The sequence below is a fragment of the Ideonella sp. BN130291 genome (assembly GCF_036231905.1).
Lineage (GTDB): Bacteria > Pseudomonadota > Gammaproteobacteria > Burkholderiales > Burkholderiaceae_C > CAMLIZ01.
The window spans coordinates 362125-378463 of sequence record NZ_JAZARE010000005.1 but is presented as its reverse complement, the minus strand read 5'-3'; the positions used below and the strand labels follow the sequence as shown (position 1 = coordinate 378463).

Sequence of the window (16339 nt, the reverse complement as noted above, 5' to 3'; positions counted from 1 at the left end):
CTTATTCCGGCGCAGTCGCGCGCCGGCGTGACATCCAGATTCCTTCGGCGCTGTACACCACCAGCGCCATCCAGATCATCACAAAGCCGGCCAGCTTGCCCTGCTGGAACGGCTCATGGAACAGCCACACGCCGGTGATGAACTGCAGCGTCGGCCCGATGTACTGCAGCAGCCCCAGCGTGGCCAGCGTGATGCGCCGTGCGCCCGAGGCAAACAGCAGCAGCGGCACGGCGGTGAGCGGCCCCGCAAAGAGCAGCCAGCCCACCGTGGCCGCGTCGGCCTGCGCGAGCGCGCTGCTGCCGCGCCACGTCCACACCGCCAGCAGCGGCACCGCCATCGGCGCCAGCAGCAGGGTCTCCAACGCCAGGCCTTCCAGCGCACCCAGCGAGGCCGTCTTGCGCATCAGCCCATAGAGCCCGAAGCTGCCCGCCAGCACCAGCGCAATCCACGGCAGTTGCCCGCCTTGCCAGGTGAGCCACAGCACGCCTGCGCCGGCCAGCGCCACCGCGGCCCATTGCAGCCGGCGCGGCCGCTCCTTCAGCACCAGGTAGCCGAGCAGCACGTACACCAGCGGGTTGATGAAGTAACCCAGGCTCGCGTCGATCACATGGCCGTTGTTCACTGCCCAGACGTACATCAGCCAGTTGCCCGACAGCAGCAGCGCGCTGGTGGCAAAGGCGAGCAGCAGGCGCGGCTGCCGCAGCACCGGCCCCAGCCAGGCAAAGCGCCGCATCGCGGCCAGCACGGCCATCACAAAGACCAGCGACCAAACGGTGCGGTGCAGCACGATCTCGAAGGCGGGCACCTGCGCCACCTGGCGGAAGTACAGGGGAAACAGGCCCCAGGCGGCATACGCCAGGGCCGCTTGCACGATGCCGGTGTTCATTGGACCCCCTTGGCGCTGCGCGCCGTCCCCCCGAGGGGGAGCGAGCACCTTCGGAGCGGCCGGGCGGTGCTCATGGCAGCCGATTGTCGACGGCGCGGCGATAGGCCGGGCCAACCCGATGGTGGTGCCGGAAGCAGCGGTGCATCATCGCCCGATGCCGCGCATCGCCTTCACGCCGCAGCTCCGCCGCTTCACCGAAACGCCTGAGATCGACACCCCCGCCGCCACCTTGCGCCAGGCGCTGGAAGCGGCCTTCGAGGTGAACCCCAGGCTGCGCGGCTACGTGCTCGACGACCAGGGCCACCTGCGGCCCAACGTAGTGGTGTTCATCGACGGCCGCCGCAGCGCCGACCGCATCGCCCTGGCTGACAGCCTGCAGCCGCACAGCCAGGTGCATGTGCTGCAGGCTTTGTCCGGCGGCTGAGCATGCCGCTTCACATCCCCCGAGGAGACGCACCATGACCACCCGCGCCTGGGCTGCCACACGCAAAGGCCTGTTCGAGCTGTACCGCGGCCCCGGCGGCTGGGACATCGAGCGGGTGCACTTCCTGGCCGAGCCGGTGAGCATGCTGCTGCCACCGGGTGCCAGCGGCCGCATGCTGGCCGCGCTGAACCTGGGCCACTTCGGCGTCAAGCTGCATGCGTCCGGCGACGCGGGCAACACCTGGGAAGAAGTGGCCGTGCCCACCTACCCCGAGCAGCCCGAAGGCGCGGAAGGCCCGGCCTGGAAGCTGCAGCAGATCTGGTCCCTGGAAACCGACCTCAACGGCACGCTGTGGGCCGGCACCTTGCCGGGCGGGCTGTTCCGCTCAGCGGACTTCGGCCGCAGCTGGCAGCTGGTGGAGCCGCTGTGGCGCATGCCCCAGCGCACCGAATGGTTCGGCGGCGGCGCCGATGTGCCGGGCATCCACTCCATCTGCCCGCATCCGCAGCGGGCCGGCGAACTGCTGGTGGGTGTGAGCTGCGGCGGCTGCTGGACCACGCGTGACGGCGGTGACACCTGGGCGGTGCAGGCCAAGGGCATGACCGCCGACTACATGCCGCCCGAGCAGGCCGGCAACGAGAACACGCAGGACCCGCACCGCGTGGTGCGCTGCGCGGCACAGCCCGACGTGCTGTGGACCCAGCACCACTGCGGCATCTGGCGCAGCACCGACAACGCCGCCAGCTGGCAGCGGGTGGAGGCGCCGGTCTCCAGCTTCGGCTTTGCGGTGGCCGTGCACCCCACCGAGGGCGGCACCGCCTGGTTCGTGCCCGCGGTGAAGGACGAAAAGCGCGTCCCGGTGGACGGCAAGCTGGTGGTCAACCGCACGCGGGATGGCGGCCGCAGCTTCGAGACGCTGCGCACCGGGCTGCCGCAGCGGCATTGTTATGACCTGGTGTACCGCCACGGGCTGGCGATATCACCGGACGGGGAGAGCCTGCTGATGGGCAGCACGACCGGCGGGTTGTGGGCGAGTGACAACCAGGGCGACTGCTGGCGGGTGGTCGGCTTGAACCTGCCGCCGGTGTATGCGGTGGCGTTTGGGTGAGAAGCCGCAGAACATCTCATGAGGGCTTCATCCTAAGCATCATGTCGGCTTTAATTTTTAGGAATGTTGCCGCCTTCAGAGAAGCTTGATCACCAACCGCCGTCGCTAACGTGATGGCACGCTGGGCGAACTCCTGTGCTTCCGCAAACGACTTTATTCCTAAATAGGTTTGCGCAAGATTTACGAGAGCGTCTGTCTGGCCCTTCTCATCGCTACGGGATATTGCGCTCGTCAACATCTGCTGTAGCGCCTCGATGTCCGGACTAACTCGACTGTAAACGCGCCCTTGCGCAACTTTGGCGTCCCAGGTTCTGCGTGGATATATGGTGACTTGCACAAACCCATCGGATTCCAAGACAGTAGGAATAGGAGCGTCCCGGCTCTCGCAATTGTGCACAGAAGTTGGTATGCCGCTTCCTTCCATTTCAACGATACTAACCATCGATACGCCATGTGCAAGTGGCATATTTCGCTGAATAGACTGACTCTTAAACTTATCAATAGGATGCGGCCCGGCGCCAGGCGGCTTCGCCCCGTACCACTCCCCTGGGCTCGCAATCTCGATGCGATCAGCAAATATTCTAAGGTGAGTCATCCGCTCCGCGTCACTATAGTCTCTATGGCAAAGAGCGTTCGCAATCATCTCTCTGACGCAGATCATAGGGTACTCATATTCCGTAACTGACTGCATACTGTGCTCAGCGGGAAGTTCGACGCGTCTGATGTTCTTTGCGATGAAGTCACGAGCTTCGACTATTTGTTTCAGCAATGGTCCAGAAAAACGCGCACGGATACGTTCGGAGGACTTGCTCTCTCCGCCGTAAACAACACATTGGACAACTGCGGAGGTTAGGTCTACTGACGCTGTAAATGGCGATGGCGTGAAAAGCAGTACGCCGCCAATAGTCAGTGCACTACCGCGTCTATAACCCGTCCGATCTAAAAACTCCTCGTTGGTAAGAGCGGCAGGATAAAGTTCTTGAGCATCGAGACGCAACTGTCTACGAAATTCGGATACCAAATCGTCGCTAAAACTATTTACGTCGCTAATGTCTGAGACAGAGCGACGTTCGTTTGCGCGCGTCGGAATTGACGCAGTCAGTTCAGAGAGCAGCGGTGCAGAAAGGAAATGTGCAGGCGAATCCTTGTCTACCTCCGATTGGAATTTTGTGGTGGGTGAACATAGGCTGAGCTCTCCGATAAGCTCCAAAAGTGGTGCACCAAAATCCTCAAAAAAGACCGGCTCAAATGCCGGAATGTCGGGGACGCGAGTACCCCTTTTTATAAGAATGTAGTGTGGACCAGCCGCTCCACCGAATATTTGATCAACGCGACGAATTTGAGCTGCGAAGTACGGATCGTCGCCACTAAAGCCAATGAAAAGAAGCGTTTTTGTAGCTAAAGCGTGGCGTAGTGTTTGAATGGCGGCGCGATATCTCGATTCGGTGTCTACCGAACCATAAAGTATTTCATACCCATCAGGAGTCAGAACCAGCTCAGTGGGATCCTGAATGTGGCCGTGAAGATACCAAACTGTCGGACGTTCCAGCGATTCGATTGCGGTTGTCATTGCCGCTCTAGATTCGATGTCCCAGGTTTGAAGTTCGTTTTGGTCCGGGGCGGCCCACTGTAAGACGCGATCGTAGTTGCTCGTAACGACCAATTTGCTTCCAAGGCTCCAGACGGCTCGGGCGAGATCCAACGAAGTGAGATCTATAAGGTTCGGCGCCGGGTCAATTTGTTGTGTCAGGAGCTTGAACCAGACCGGCCCTAAGTATTCCCGTGCTTTACGGGCCGCGTAGAGATAATCAGGCGTTCCCAACGCTAGGGCCGCTCGGATCAGTTGGGCCTCGGTAGTCTTATTCTCACCGTCCAATCGCTCGGCGCAGCGGACCAATAACTGTCGCCAACTGGGGAAGGCCGGTCCACCGGTTGCCGTAAGGCGGACCGCCATCGAGACACCCGAGCCAACGAAGGGCACACACCGTTGCTGAACAAGCGCATCTTTTAACGTCTGTGGTACTGGCATGTGGCAATGTGTTGAGGCGTGACGCATTAAAGCCCCGGCCAGGGCAGCACGCAACGCCTAAGGGCCTCGATCTTGAAGAAGACTGACAGCCGATAGCCATTGCATAGACGCTTTTGGCCGCCTGCCGGAGCGCATGTCTACCACGCAGCAGGCGGCGCTCATGAAGGGTGGAGAAGGGCGCGCGCTCAGCGCCGGGCCAGCGGCAGGTAAAGCCACTCGCGCCGCTCGGGTGCCACCGTCTGTGCGGGGTCGGTGTCGTAGTGGCGCAGCACGGGGCCATCGGTGCGCTGCCAGCCGGCGTCGTGCAGGGCGTCCGCCAGCAAGGGGTTCGTTGCCTGCTCCAGCGCCACGCGCGCATACGGGCCGGGCGCCACGTGGGCCGTGGCAAGGCCGACGGGTGCATGGGTGAGCGGGTTGCCGAGCACGGCCGCGCTCAAGCTCACATCGCCGCCACGGCGATCCCACGCACCTGGCACCGCGGCAGCGCGCGATACGCCAAACACCTGCCACTGGGCACGCGGTGAACCGCTGTGCACCAGGCGGTCGATGAACCGATCGAAGAAGTCGCTCACGCCAGCGCCTGGACCCTGGTAGTCCAGCAGATGCCAGTGCAGTCCGTCGGGCAGGGCCACGGACGTGAACAGCGGTGCCGGCGGCTCGGCCGCGCGCCGATCGAGCTGCCGGGCCAGCCACTGCAAGGGCGGCTGGCCATGCTGCCGGGCAAAGGCGCGCCCAAAGGCCTGCGTGCTGCCGTAGCCCGCGGCATCGGCCACGTCCACCAGGCGGCCGCCCTGCAACAGCGCCTGTGCCGCGCGCCGCAGCCGCAGGCGTCGCACCGTCGTCAAGGGCGGCTCGCCCACCGTCTGCCGGTACACCCGGTCAAAGTGCTCCGGCGACCAGCAGGCCACCGCCGCCAGGGTGCGCAGGCTGAGCGCGTCGTCGTCATCGGGCATGGTGAGAAGCGGGCCGGCGAGTGCGCCGCCGATGTGCTCCACCACGCGGCGAAGCCGGCGCCGCCGTTGCACGAGATCGCGAACCGAGGTGGACATGGCGGGATTGTGGCGCTGGGCCGCACGCGGCTGCATCACGTCAATCCCGATCACTGGTGCGCGCATGGCCCGCCCTAGCATGCAGGCATGAACCCTTCCTACTGGCGACGCCGTGGTGCCGTGGCCCTGGTGGCCTGCTCCATGGCCATGCCGGCGGTGCCTTGCACCACCTTTGTCACCGACGGCCCGGACGGGCCGCTGTTCGCACGCAACTACGACTTCGATTTCGGCGAGGCGCTGCTGGTGGTCAACCCGCGCGGGCTGCGCAAGTCGGCCGACGTCCCCGGCCAACAGGCCGCCACGTGGACCGCACGCCATGGCAGCCTCACCTTCAACCAGTACGGCGTGGGCTTTCCCACCGGCGGGGTGAACGAAGCCGGCGTGGTGGTCGAGCTGATGTGGCTGGACGGCAGCCGCTACCCCGACGCTGACGCCCGGCCGGCAGTCTCCACGCTGCAGTTCATCCAGTACCTGCTGGACCGCAGCGACAGCCTGCCGCAAGCGCTGGAGGCCGCGCGCGAGGTGCGCATCGCCGGCCGCACGCCGCTGCACTTTCTGGTGGCCGACGCCACCGGCCGCAGCGCGACGCTGGAGTTCCTGGACGGCCGGCTGGTGGTGCACCAGGGGCAGAACCTGCCGGTGCGCGTGCTGGCCAACGACCCCTATGCGCAGTCGATCAGCCACTTGAAGCGCTTCAACGGCTTTGGCGGCACCCAGCCGCTGCCGGACGACCGCAGCTCGCTGTCGCGCTTCGTGCGCGCGGCCGACCGCCTGCGCGAGCGGCCCGCCGGCGTGGCGCCTGCGTTCGCCACGCTGGACGACGTGGCGCAGCCCGGCTTCACGCACTGGCAGATCGTGTACGAGCTGCGCCGCGGGCGGGTGCACTACCGCACCGCGGCGCAGCGCGCGCCGCGCTGGGTGGACCTGGCGCAGCTGGATTTCGGCTGCGCGGCCGGGCTGCGGGTGATGAACATCGACGAAGGCCAGGGCGACCGCAGCGCCCGCTGGCGGCCCTATGCACAGGCGCTCAACGAGGCGCAGTTGCGGGTGGCGTATCGCAAGACGGCGTGGATGCGGCAGATGAGCGACGAGGACGTGGCCAGGTCGGCGCAGGAGGATGCGGCGTATCCGGCCACCATGCGCTGCGACAGCGGGGGCGCTGAAGAGAAGTCGTCTGCGGATCGCGGCGGCTGAGCCCGCGCGGGCGCGGCACTACGCCGCCTCGCCGTAGCCGCTGTCACGCAGGGCTGCTTCCACGAAGTCGAGGAAACACTGCACCTTCATCGGCAGGTGGCGCCGCTGTGTCGTCACGCCGAACACCGCGTGCGCCGGCGGCATGCACTGCGGCAGCAGTGTCACCAGCTTGCGCGCGGCCAGCAGGTCGTCCACCACGAAGTGCGGTGTCAGGGTGACGCCCAAGCCTGCCAGCAGCGCCTCGCGCAGCATCAGGCTGTTGTCCACCTGCAGGCGGCCGGTGACCGGCACGGTGAGCTGCCGCCCCTGCGCCATGAACGGCCATCGGTTGCCGGTGCCGGTGGTGGCATACACCAGCAGCTGGTGGGCCGCCAGATCGGCCGGCGTGCGCAGCGGTGGCGCCGCCTTCAGGTAGCGCGGCGCCGCCACCAGCACGCGCGGCATGTGCCCCAGGCGGCGCGCGTGGAGCGACGAGTCCTCCAGCGTGGTGCTCACGCGCAAGGCGCAGTCGAAGCGCTCGGCCACCAGGTCCACGAAGCGGTCGTTCAATGAGAGGTTCAGTTCCAGGCCGGGGTACCGCACCATGAAGTCCGGCAGCCGCGGGCCCAGCCAGCGCAGGGCGAACGAGGTGGGCACCGACACCCGCAGCAGCCCGGCCGGCTTGCCCCCGCGTTCACGCAGCCGCTCCACGGCGGACTCGGTTTCGTCGAGCACCTGCACCACCGAGTCGTAGAAGTCCGCGCCGGCCTCGGTGAGCGCCAAGGTGCGGGTGGTGCGCTGGAGCAGCAGCACCCCCAGCTCCTGCTCCAGCCCCGCCACCAGCTTGCTGACCGCGCTGCCGCCCAGGCCCAGCCGCGTGCCGGCGCGCTTGAACGACTTGAGCTCCACCACGGCTCGAAAGGCCCGCAGCCCCTGCAGTGACGAGATCGCCATATTGATTCCTGATCAGACTCAGTGAAGTTCCGTTCGATGCTAACCAATGCCGGCGCGGAATTTCTACAGTGCGTCTCATCCACACCGGAGACCGCCATGCCGCTGCAGACCACGACCGCTTCCCGCCCTTGGGCCTTGCTGGGTGCCACCGGCTTTGCGCTGGGGGTGGGCCTGCCGCTGGGCAAGCAGGCGGTGGCGCATGCCGCGTCCCCGCTGGCCTTCGCCCTGTGGCCGGCGCTGTCCACCATCGTGGTGCTGGGTGCGCTGGCCTGGCGGCGCCATGGTGCGCCGGTGGCCCTGGCACCGCTGCTGCGCTTCGGGCTGCTGGCCGGGCTGCTGGGCGGTGCCCTGCCGAGCAGCCTGTCGGCATGGGTGGCCGCGCAAGCCGGGGCCAGCATCACGGCGTTTGCGTACACACTGCCGCCGCTGTTCACGCTCGGGCTGATGGTGCTGCTCGGTTTCGAGCCGCTGCGCTGGCAGCGGCTGGCGGCCGTGGCGCTGGCCTTCAGCGGTGCCTTGTGGCTGGCGAGCACGCGGGTCTCGGCCGGCGTGCTCAGCATGGAGGCGGCGATCGGCCTGCTGGCCATTCCGCTGTCGCTGGCCGGCGGCAATGTGTTCCGCGCCCGTCGCCTGCCGCCCGGCGTGCCGGCCGAATGGCTGGGCGTGGCCACGGCAGCCGGCGCAGCGGCCATGCTGCTGCCGGCCTGGGTGGCCACCGGCGCGCCCGCCGTGCCGGCCGCCGCCTGGCCCTACACCGCCGCGCAGATGGCCGCCGCGCCGCTGGCCATGCTGCTGTTCTTCCGGCTGCAGCAGCGCGCGGACGCAATGACCATGAGCTTCATCGGCTATGCCATGGCGTTGTGCGCCGCGCTGCTCGGCACGCTGCTGCTCGGCGAGCGCCTGCCCTGGCAACTGCTGCCCGCCGTGGTGCTCATCGGCACCGGCTTCTGGTGGATGCAGCGCACCGCTCCCATGCCCCTGGTGCCCCGCACCACGCACCACTGACACGCACCACTGACACGCACCACTGACACGGATCACCGAGAAAGGAACGGCACGCCATGCAAGCCCTCGACCTGCGCCCGGCCGGCACCCGCGGCAGCCTGCGCGCTGATTGGCTGGACGCACGCTTCAGCTTCTCCTTCGGGGACTATCACCACCCGGCTCGGCAAGGCTTCAGCGCGCTGCGGGTGCTGAACGAGGATGTCATCCAGCCCGGCAGCGGCTTTCCCATGCATCCGCACCGCAACATGGAGATCCTGATGCTGCCGCTGTCGGGTGCCATCGCGCATGCCGACAGCCTGGGGCACCAGGCGATCGTGCGCCCCGACGAGGTGCTGCTGATGAGCGCCGGCGCCGGCATCCGGCACAGCCAGATGAACGCCTCGCAGCAGTCGCTCGACCATCACCTGCAGCTGTGGCTGCGGCCGCGGCAGCGCGGCACCGCACCCCGCATCGCCCACCGACACTTCGAGCGCGCCGGCCGCCAGGGGCGCTGGCAGCTCATCGCATCGCCGGACGGGCAGCACGACAGCCTGCGCATCGACCAGGACGCCCGTGTCTGGCGCGCTGCGTTGCCGTCGGGCTGCAGGCTCGGGTTCACACCCGACGCCGGCCGCAGCGTGTACCTGCACATGGCCACCGGCAGCGCGCGGCTGCACCGGCCGCAACCGGCGGCGGACACCACGCCCCTGGCCGCCGGCGATGCGGTCGCCTGGCGCGAGGGCGAGCGTTTCGAGCTTGCAGCAGATCACGCCGAGCCGACCGAGCTGTTGTTGTTCGACCTGCCACCCCACACCGATTGACTTCCCCAACGAAAGGAGACTTCCATGACCTCACCCCGCAACGTCGCCGTGCTCGTGGGCAGCCTGCGCCAGGGCTCGCTGAGCCGCCAGCTGGCCCAGGCACTGGCCGCGATGGCGCCACCCTCGCTGCGCCTCACCATCGTCGAGATCGGCGACCTGCCCTTGTACGACCCCGACCTGGACACCGACAGCCCGCCCGCACCCTGGGCGCGCTTTCGCGAGCGGATCGCCGGCTGCGACGCAGTGCTGTTCGTCACGCCGGAATACAACCGCTCCGTGCCCGCGGCGCTGAAGAACGCCATCGACGTCGGCTCGCGGCCCTATGGCCACAGCGTGTGGAACGGCAAGCCGGGCGCGGTGGTGAGCGTGTCGCCCGGCGCGATGGGCGGCTTCGGCGCCAACCACCACCTGCGCCAGTCGCTGGTGTTCCTCAACGTGCCGGTGCTCCAGCAGCCGGAGGCCTACATCGGCGGTGCCGACAAGCTGTTCGATGCACAAGGCGGCTGGGCGAACCCGGCGACGCGCGAGTTTCTCGGCCGCTTCCTGCAGGCGTACGAGCGCTGGGTGCAGGCCAACGCCGCCACGGCCGGCTGAGCGGCGCTGGGGCGGGGTGGTGGCATGCGCGCCCGCCGATAATCCCGCCGCCCCGTGTTCGCCTCCCGCATGCGCGCCTTCCTGCACCGCCTCGTCCTCCGCTTCCGCGCCGCTTCGCGGCCCGCCCAGGTGCTTGCCGGCGCGGCGGCCCTCGCCGGCCTGCTGCTGCTGTACGTGGTGGTGATGTGCGCCTGGTACTACCCGCAGCTGCCGGCGCTGGACAAGGTGGTGGACTACGAGCCCGCGCAGTCCCTGCAGGTGTTCACCCGCGACGGCGTGGAGCTGGGCCAGTTCGGCGCCGAGCGGCGGCAGTTCGTGCCCATCGCCAAGGTGCCCCGGCTGCTGCAGGACGCGGTGGTGGCGGTGGAGGATGTGCGCTTTCGCGAGCACCACGGCATCGACCTGCGCGGCGTGCTGCGGGCGGTGCTGGCCAACCTCACGCCGGGTGGCATGCCGCAGGGCGCGTCCACCATCACGCAGCAGGTGGCGCGCACCTTCTTCCTCAGCACCCGGCGCACCACGGAACGCAAGCTCAAGGAGGCGATGCTCGCGCTGAAGATCGAGCAGCAGCTGTCCAAGGACGAGATCCTCGAGCTGTACCTGAACCAGATCTTCCTCGGCCAGCGCGCCTATGGCTTTGCAGCCGCGGCGCAGGTCTACTTCGGCAAGCCGCTGGACGCGCTGAGTGTGGCCGAGGTGGCCATGCTGGCCGGCCTGCCGCAGAACCCAGGCTTTGCCAACCCGATCACCAGCTTCGACAAGGCGCGCCAGCGCCAGCTGATCGTGCTGCGCCGCATGCGCGTGGTGGGCGTGATCGACGATGCGCAACTGGCCGCCGCCGAAAAAGAGAAGCTGCAGATCCGCTCGCCGCTCAAGGCGTTCATCCATGCCGAATACGTGGCCGAGATGGCACGGCAGGCGGTGCATGAGCGCTATGGCGACGCGGCCTACACCAAGGGCTACCGCGTGCACACCTCGCTGGTCTCGCAGGACCAGCAGACGGCCTGGGCCGCCGTGCGCCGCGGCGTGCTGGCCTACGACCGCAAGCAGCCCTACCGCGGCCCGGAGGACCATGAAGACCTGCCCGACGGCGGCGACGAAGCGCAGGCCGCCACCCGCGCACTGAAGTACCAGCGAGACGATGAAGAGCTGCGCGTGGCCCTGGTCACCGAGGCGCAGCCCAAGCGGGTGGAAGCGCGCCTGGCCAGCGGCGATGCCATCACGCTGGACGACGACAGCCTGCGCTGGGCCAGCCGCGCGCTGCAGCCGCGGGCGCCGGCCGAGCTGGCCTTGCGGCGCGGCGCGGTGATCCGCGTGGTCGAGCGCAAGGGCGCCAAGGGGCAGGTGAGCTGGTCGCTGGCGCAATGGCCGGAGGTGCAGTCCGCCTTCGTGTCGCTCGATGCGGCCACCGGCCGCGTGCGCGCGCTGGTGGGTGGCTTCGACTTCCGGCGCGCGCAGTTCAACCATGCCACCCAGGCGTGGCGCCAGCCCGGGTCCAGCTTCAAGCCCTTTCTCTACTCCGCCGCGCTGGAGCATGGCGTGATGCCCAACACGCTGGTCAACGACGCGCCTTTCGTCGAAGGCAACTGGGAGCCGCAGAACTCCGACGGCAACTTCGACGGCCCGATCACGCTGCGCCAGGCGCTGGCGCGCTCCAAGAACATGGTGAGCATCCGGGTGCTGCAGCGCACCGGCATCAACGACGCACTGCAGTGGACCTCGCGCTTCGGGTTCGACACGAGCAAGCAGCCCGCCAACCTGACCCTGGCGCTGGGCGCCGGCAGCACCACGCCGCTGCAGCTGGCGTCGGCCTATGCGGTGCTGGCCAACGGCGGCTACCGGGTGGCGCCGCTGCTGATCGAACGCATCACCGATGCGCAGGGCAAGGTGGTCTATGAAGCGCCCGCACCGTCCGGCGCCGGCGACGACAACCGGGTGCTCTCCGCGCGCAACGTGTTCATCATGCAGAGCCTGCTGCAGGAGGTGACCCACGCCGGCACCGCGGCGCGCGCCGGCCAGGCCCTCAGGCGTGCCGACGTGTACGGCAAGACAGGCACCACCAACGATGCGGTGGATGCGTGGTTCGCCGGCTTCCAGCCCTCGGTGGTGGCCGTGGCCTGGATGGGCTACGACAACCCGCGCAGCCTGGGTAGCCGGGAGTCGGGCGGCGGGCTCGCCCTGCCGATCTGGATCGACTACATGGCACGTGCGCTCAAGGGTGTGCCGGAGCAGGCGATGGCGCCGCCCGACGGCGTGGCGAGGGTCGGCCTCAACGGCGTGGAGGACTGGATCTACGCCGACCTGCCGGCCGACATGCTGACGCTGCGCATCGACGTGGAAGAGCCGGCATGGGCGCCGGCGGTGGCCGAGCCGGCCTCCGCCTCGTCGCCCTGAGGCCTCGGCATCGGGCGCCGCAGCAGCAGCAGCCGCAGGGGCGCGGCCGGCCGCACGGTGACGCTCATCTCCGGCTGCGGCACCGGCTCGCCGGCCACCAGCTGGATTTCGTAGCGCTGCAGCAGCATGGCCGCCACCAAGGTCATCTCCAGCATCGCGAAGTGCTGGCCGATGCACACCCGCGGCCCGGTGCCAAAGGGCAGCCAGCTGCCGCGTGGCGGCGCCTCCGCGCTGGACAGAAACCGCTCCGGCCGAAACGCCCCGGGTTCGGCAAACCAGCGCGGGTCCCGCTGGATCACCCAGGGCGTGATGCGCAGCAGCGCGCCGGCGGGCACATGCCACTGTCCCAGGCGCAAGGGCTTGATCACGCGGCGCGACATCAGCGCGCCCACGGGCGGGTACAGGCGCATCGCTTCCTTCAGGCTCGCACCCAGCCAGTCGAGGGCCGGCGCATCGGCCGCGGTGGGTTCACGCCCGCCCAGCGCCGCCAGCACCTCCTTGTGGGCCGCTTGCTGGGCGGCGGGGTGGCACGCCATCAGCCAGGCCCACCACAGCAGCGCCGTGGCGCTTGTTTCATGGCCGGCCTGGAACATCACCATGCATTGGTCGTGCACCTCGGTGGCCGACAGGCCCTGGCCGGTCTGGTCGTCGGTGGCGGCCAGCAGCATGGCCAGCAGGTCGCCCTGGGGCGCCTGGCCGGCGGGCAGGGCCTGGCGCCGCGCGATGTGGCCCCGGACCAGGCCGCGCAGGGTGCGCAAGCCCCAGCGCTTGGCGCGCTTGCCGGGCAGGGGCAGCCAGTCGGGCAGCGTCATGGGCCAGAACATCTCGCGGATGGCGCCGCGGCCCAGCACCTGCGTGGCGCGTGCCGCGTCGCGCGATTCGCCCTGGTCGGGTGCGCTGAACAGCGTGCGCAGGATCACGTCCATCGTCAGCTGCGACATCAGCGCGCCGATGTCCACCTCGGCGTGGGGCTGCCCGGGGGGCACCGCAGCGTCCAGCGTGTTGCGCGCGGCCGCTGTCATCAGCGTGGCGTAGCCCTGCACCCGGCGCGGCGTGAAGCCGGGCATCAGCATGCGGCGCTGGCGCTGCCAGGTGCTGCCCTCGGTGACCAGCACGCTCTGGCCAAAGGCCTGCTCGAAGATCTGAATGCCGCGCTCCCAACGGATCAGGTGGTCGGCCTGGTCCACCAGCGCCTGGCGCACCAGCGCGGGGTCGAACACGTCGTAGGCCGGCTCGGGCCCCAGGCGCATGAAGCTGACATCGCCGTAGCGCTGCTGCAGCGCCGTCACGAAGCCGATGTAGTCGCGCCGCATCTCGCGTAGCAGCGGCAGGCCCCACCATGGCGTGGGCGGGCCGGGCGGCAGGGCGTGTGGCGCGGCGGTCATCGCGTGCCCCGGGTGATGCGGCCCGGCAGGCCGGCGGAAAACACAAGCCAGGAGTTCATGGGCCGCAGCCTAGCCCCGGCCCAGGGGTGCGTCTTGAACGTTCACGACATCGCCGGCGCTTCGCACCGCCTGGTGCCGACAGTGCCTACACTGCCGCGCATGGCCTACCTCGCACAGACGCCTCAGCCCGCGCTGGCCGCTGTCAATCGAGCGCCGGTGCAGCTGTGGTTGCCGCGCGCCTCATTGAGCCACTGCGTGCGGGCGATGGTGTTCCGCAGCACGCTGGGGATCGGCCGCGACTGGCCCGAGGCCTGGCGGTACAACCACTTTCCGGCCTCGCCGCTGTGCGCCATCGGCTGGTTCTTCCAGGGGCATTCGGAGCTCATCGACGAAGGCCACCCGGCCGCCCCCGAAAGCCCGGGGCAGCGCGTGCCGCAGGTGTACTTCAGCGGCCCCGTGACCCGGCCCACCATTTCGCGCAACTCGCCGGAAGGCCACGGCATGATGCTCATGCTGCTGCCCGATGCGGTGCAGGCGATGACCGGCCTCAACCCCGCCGAGTGGATCAATCGGTTTGCGCCGCTGTCGGCCGCGCTCGATGCCGACTGGCAGCACCTCGGCGCAGCTGTGCTGGCCGCCCCGGACGATCCGTCGCGCGTGGCGCTGATCGAGGAGTTTTTGTTGCCTCGATGGCAGGCGGCGCGGCCGGCGGCCAGCGCGCCAGGCACGCCGCGGCTGCGCGATTGGGCGCAAGGGCTGTCCATGCGCGCGGCGTCGTCGGGCGTGGGCCGCAGCCTGCGGCAGGCCGAGCGGCGAATCAAGGGCTGGACAGGTCTGCCGATGCGCGAGCTGCGCGGCATCGGCCGTGCCGAGCAGGCCTTCTTCCACACGCTGGCCCAGGGCGACGCACCGGTGCGTTGGGCCGAGGTGGCCGCGGACGCGGGGTATGCCGACCAGTCCCACTTGTGCCGCGAGACACGCCGCGTCACCGGCTTTGCGCCGGCCGAGCTGCGCCAGCGCATTGCTGAAGACGAAGCCTTCTGGATCTACCGGGTCTGGATATGAACTTCAGCCGGCGATGCGGCCGATGTAGCGTGTGCTGCCGGCTGGAACGCCGTCTGCAGCAGCCGCACCGCCAGCCGATGCGCATGCACGCGCAGCTCCGGTACGGCAGTGGCCTCCCAGTCGCGGGCGCGCAGCAGCGGGCCCACGTAGTGCAGCACCTGCGACGCCTGCCCGTCGTGGCCCACCACCTCGTAGTGGTCGTTCACGTCCAGGCCCACGCCATTGGGGTCCGGCCGCAGCAGGCGCTCGGCCAGCAGGTGGCGCACCAGGCGGTGGCGCGCCAGGCGCAGGTCGGCGCTGGGCCCGGTGCAGTTGATCACGCGGGCCACGTGCAGGGTGTGCGGCGTGGCCTCGCCGCGCGGCTGCAGGGCCACGTCCACACCACTGCCGCGTTCTTCATACGCCCGCACCCGGCCGGCCACGCGGCGGATGGCGCCGGCCTGCAGCAGCTGCTGGAAGCGCTCGTGCGCGTCTGGCGCGCAGCGGTGGCGGGCGACGTCCCAGAAGGGCTGCAGCTGGCGCAGGAAGCGCTCGCGCTGCGCGGTGTCCAGCCGGCGCCACAGCTCGGGCGTGTGCGGCCGCAGCGCGGCGATCACGTTGCGCCAGTCGCCGCCCTGTGCTTCATGCTGGCGCACGCTGGCCCGCACCGCGCGCAGGTAGCTCGCGGCCGAGCGGCCCATGTGGGCCACCAGCGCGCTGGCCTCGTGCGGCGCCAGGTGGCCGCGCTGCTCGCGGTGCGGCTGCGGCATCAACCCGCGACGGCTCACGCACCAGATGGGCGCCTGCCGCGGCAGCTGCGCCAGCTTGAGCGCCACGTCCACCGCGGTGAGCCCGCAGCCCAGCAGCAGCACCGGCTCGTCCGGGGCCACGCTGTCCAGCACGCCGGGCGCCCAGGGGTCGCGCACATAGCGCGCGCTGTCGTAGAACGCGGGCGTGGCGACGGCCGGGTCGCGCGGTGCAAAGTGGCCGAAGGCCAGCACCACCTGGTGCGCGGGCAGCGCGCGGCCATCGGCCAGGTGCACGGTGGCCGCGCTGCCGCCGGCGGCCAGGTCCAGCCGCACCGCCTCGCCGCTGACTCGCTCCAGCGAGGCGCCCATGTGCGCGCCGTGCTCGGCCGCGTCGAGCAAGGCCTCGAGGTAGCTGCCATACAGCCGGCGCGACACGAAGGAAGAGGGCTGCACCGCGGGGTTGGCCCAGCGGCAGTAGCGCAGGAAGTCGTCAGGGTCGTCGGCCAGGGCGCTCATGTTGCCGGCCGGCACGTTGAGCACGTGCTCGGCGCTGGCGGTGCCGTAGGCGATGCCGCGTGCCATGCGGCCCGACAGGTTCACCAGGCTCACCCGCAAGGGCGCGCCGGCGCTGTGGCGCAGCAGGTTCACGGCGGTGAGTGCGCCGGAGAAGCCGGCACCGATGATGACGATGTGGCGGGTCAAGCGGCGGATTATCAGGAGCCTGCCCCCTGTGGCGGCCCCCCTA

14 protein-coding genes are annotated in these 16339 nt (G+C 69.1%); 8 read left to right on the top strand and 6 right to left on the bottom strand.

Features of this window, described 5'->3' with window-relative positions:
* Position 1: 1 nt before the first annotated feature.
* Complete coding sequence (rarD, locus tag VPH43_RS13150; protein ID WP_328578159.1) at positions 2-886, bottom strand: EamA family transporter RarD; 885 nt, start codon at positions 884-886, stop codon at positions 2-4.
* Between the two features lie 154 nt (positions 887-1040).
* Here rarD and VPH43_RS13145 point away from each other — a divergent pair, with 154 nt between their 5' ends.
* On the top strand, positions 1041-1310 hold the full coding sequence (locus VPH43_RS13145) for a MoaD/ThiS family protein (RefSeq protein WP_328578158.1): 270 nt from the start codon (positions 1041-1043) through the stop codon (positions 1308-1310).
* A 34-nt stretch (positions 1311-1344) separates the two neighbouring features.
* Positions 1345-2418 carry a WD40/YVTN/BNR-like repeat-containing protein gene (locus tag VPH43_RS13140; protein WP_328578157.1) on the top strand — a complete coding sequence of 358 codons (1074 nt, stop codon included), beginning with the start codon at positions 1345-1347 and terminating at the stop codon, positions 2416-2418.
* 16 nt (positions 2419-2434) lie between these two features.
* Here VPH43_RS13140 and VPH43_RS13135 read toward each other — a convergent pair whose 3' ends face one another.
* Together VPH43_RS13135 and VPH43_RS13130 are read right to left on the bottom strand one after the other, a co-directional pair.
* Positions 2435-4447, bottom strand: coding sequence for an SIR2 family protein (locus VPH43_RS13135; protein ID WP_328578156.1), 2013 nt, complete (start codon positions 4445-4447; stop codon positions 2435-2437).
* Between the two features lie 185 nt (positions 4448-4632).
* Positions 4633-5496, bottom strand: coding sequence for an AraC family transcriptional regulator (locus tag VPH43_RS13130; protein WP_328578155.1), 864 nt, complete (start codon positions 5494-5496; stop codon positions 4633-4635).
* Between the two features lie 87 nt (positions 5497-5583).
* On the opposite strand from VPH43_RS13130, the gene VPH43_RS13125 reads away from it, so the two are divergent.
* The gene (locus tag VPH43_RS13125) at positions 5584-6690 is read left to right on the top strand and encodes a linear amide C-N hydrolase (RefSeq protein ID WP_328578154.1); all 1107 of its coding nucleotides are present in this window, start codon (positions 5584-5586) and stop codon (positions 6688-6690) included.
* Between the two features lie 18 nt (positions 6691-6708).
* Here the strand turns inward: VPH43_RS13125 and VPH43_RS13120 are convergent, their stop codons facing one another.
* On the bottom strand, positions 6709-7623 hold the full coding sequence (locus tag VPH43_RS13120; RefSeq protein WP_328578153.1) for a LysR family transcriptional regulator: 915 nt from the start codon (positions 7621-7623) through the stop codon (positions 6709-6711).
* A 96-nt stretch (positions 7624-7719) separates the two neighbouring features.
* Here VPH43_RS13120 and VPH43_RS13115 point away from each other — a divergent pair, with 96 nt between their 5' ends.
* The 4 genes from VPH43_RS13115 to VPH43_RS13100 are packed head-to-tail and all read left to right on the top strand — an operon-like array spanning position 7720 to position 12416.
* Positions 7720-8628, top strand: coding sequence for a DMT family transporter (locus tag VPH43_RS13115; RefSeq protein ID WP_328578152.1), 909 nt, complete (start codon positions 7720-7722; stop codon positions 8626-8628).
* 56 nt (positions 8629-8684) lie between these two features.
* Positions 8685-9428, top strand: a complete 744-nt coding sequence (locus tag VPH43_RS13110; RefSeq protein WP_328578151.1) for a pirin family protein — start codon at positions 8685-8687, stop codon at positions 9426-9428.
* Positions 9429-9452: 24 nt separating this feature from the next.
* A complete protein-coding gene (locus tag VPH43_RS13105) occupies positions 9453-10022 on the top strand; it encodes an NADPH-dependent FMN reductase (RefSeq protein WP_328578150.1) in 570 nt (189 codons plus the stop codon).
* 54 nt (positions 10023-10076) lie between these two features.
* A complete protein-coding gene (locus VPH43_RS13100; protein WP_328578149.1) occupies positions 10077-12416 on the top strand; it encodes a penicillin-binding protein 1A in 2340 nt (779 codons plus the stop codon).
* Here VPH43_RS13100 and VPH43_RS13095 read toward each other — a convergent pair.
* A complete protein-coding gene (locus tag VPH43_RS13095; protein WP_328578148.1) occupies positions 12314-13801 on the bottom strand; it encodes a cytochrome P450 in 1488 nt (495 codons plus the stop codon). The two genes, VPH43_RS13100 and VPH43_RS13095, sit on opposite strands and share 103 nt — an antisense overlap.
* A 159-nt stretch (positions 13802-13960) precedes the next feature.
* On the opposite strand from VPH43_RS13095, the gene VPH43_RS13090 reads away from it, so the two are divergent.
* Positions 13961-14866: a helix-turn-helix domain-containing protein gene (locus VPH43_RS13090; RefSeq protein ID WP_328578147.1), complete on the top strand. Its 906-nt coding sequence runs from the start codon at positions 13961-13963 to the stop codon at positions 14864-14866.
* Here VPH43_RS13090 and VPH43_RS13085 read toward each other — a convergent pair.
* Positions 14848-16296 (bottom strand): FAD/NAD(P)-binding protein, encoded by a 1449-nt coding sequence (locus tag VPH43_RS13085; RefSeq protein WP_328578146.1) that lies wholly within the window; start codon positions 16294-16296, stop codon positions 14848-14850. The two genes, VPH43_RS13090 and VPH43_RS13085, sit on opposite strands and share 19 nt — an antisense overlap.
* Between the last annotated feature and the right edge of the window lie 43 nt (positions 16297-16339).

Bases quoted from the DNA above. Each gene is read 5' to 3' on its own strand.
- rarD (WP_328578159.1), bottom strand. From the start codon at position 886: ATGAACACCGGCATCGTGCAAGCGGCCCTGGCGTATGCCGCCTGGGGC.
- VPH43_RS13145 (WP_328578158.1), top strand. From the start codon at position 1,041: ATGCCGCGCATCGCCTTCACGCCGCAGCTCCGCCGCTTCACCGAAACG.
- VPH43_RS13140 (WP_328578157.1), top strand. From the start codon at position 1,345: ATGACCACCCGCGCCTGGGCTGCCACACGCAAAGGCCTGTTCGAGCTG.
- VPH43_RS13135 (WP_328578156.1), bottom strand. From the start codon at position 4,447: ATGCCAGTACCACAGACGTTAAAAGATGCGCTTGTTCAGCAACGGTGT.
- VPH43_RS13130 (WP_328578155.1), bottom strand. From the start codon at position 5,496: ATGTCCACCTCGGTTCGCGATCTCGTGCAACGGCGGCGCCGGCTTCGC.
- VPH43_RS13125 (WP_328578154.1), top strand. From the start codon at position 5,584: ATGAACCCTTCCTACTGGCGACGCCGTGGTGCCGTGGCCCTGGTGGCC.
- VPH43_RS13120 (WP_328578153.1), bottom strand. From the start codon at position 7,623: ATGGCGATCTCGTCACTGCAGGGGCTGCGGGCCTTTCGAGCCGTGGTG.
- VPH43_RS13115 (WP_328578152.1), top strand. From the start codon at position 7,720: ATGCCGCTGCAGACCACGACCGCTTCCCGCCCTTGGGCCTTGCTGGGT.
- VPH43_RS13110 (WP_328578151.1), top strand. From the start codon at position 8,685: ATGCAAGCCCTCGACCTGCGCCCGGCCGGCACCCGCGGCAGCCTGCGC.
- VPH43_RS13105 (WP_328578150.1), top strand. From the start codon at position 9,453: ATGACCTCACCCCGCAACGTCGCCGTGCTCGTGGGCAGCCTGCGCCAG.
- VPH43_RS13095 (WP_328578148.1), bottom strand. From the start codon at position 13,801: ATGACCGCCGCGCCACACGCCCTGCCGCCCGGCCCGCCCACGCCATGG.
- VPH43_RS13090 (WP_328578147.1), top strand. From the start codon at position 13,961: ATGGCCTACCTCGCACAGACGCCTCAGCCCGCGCTGGCCGCTGTCAAT.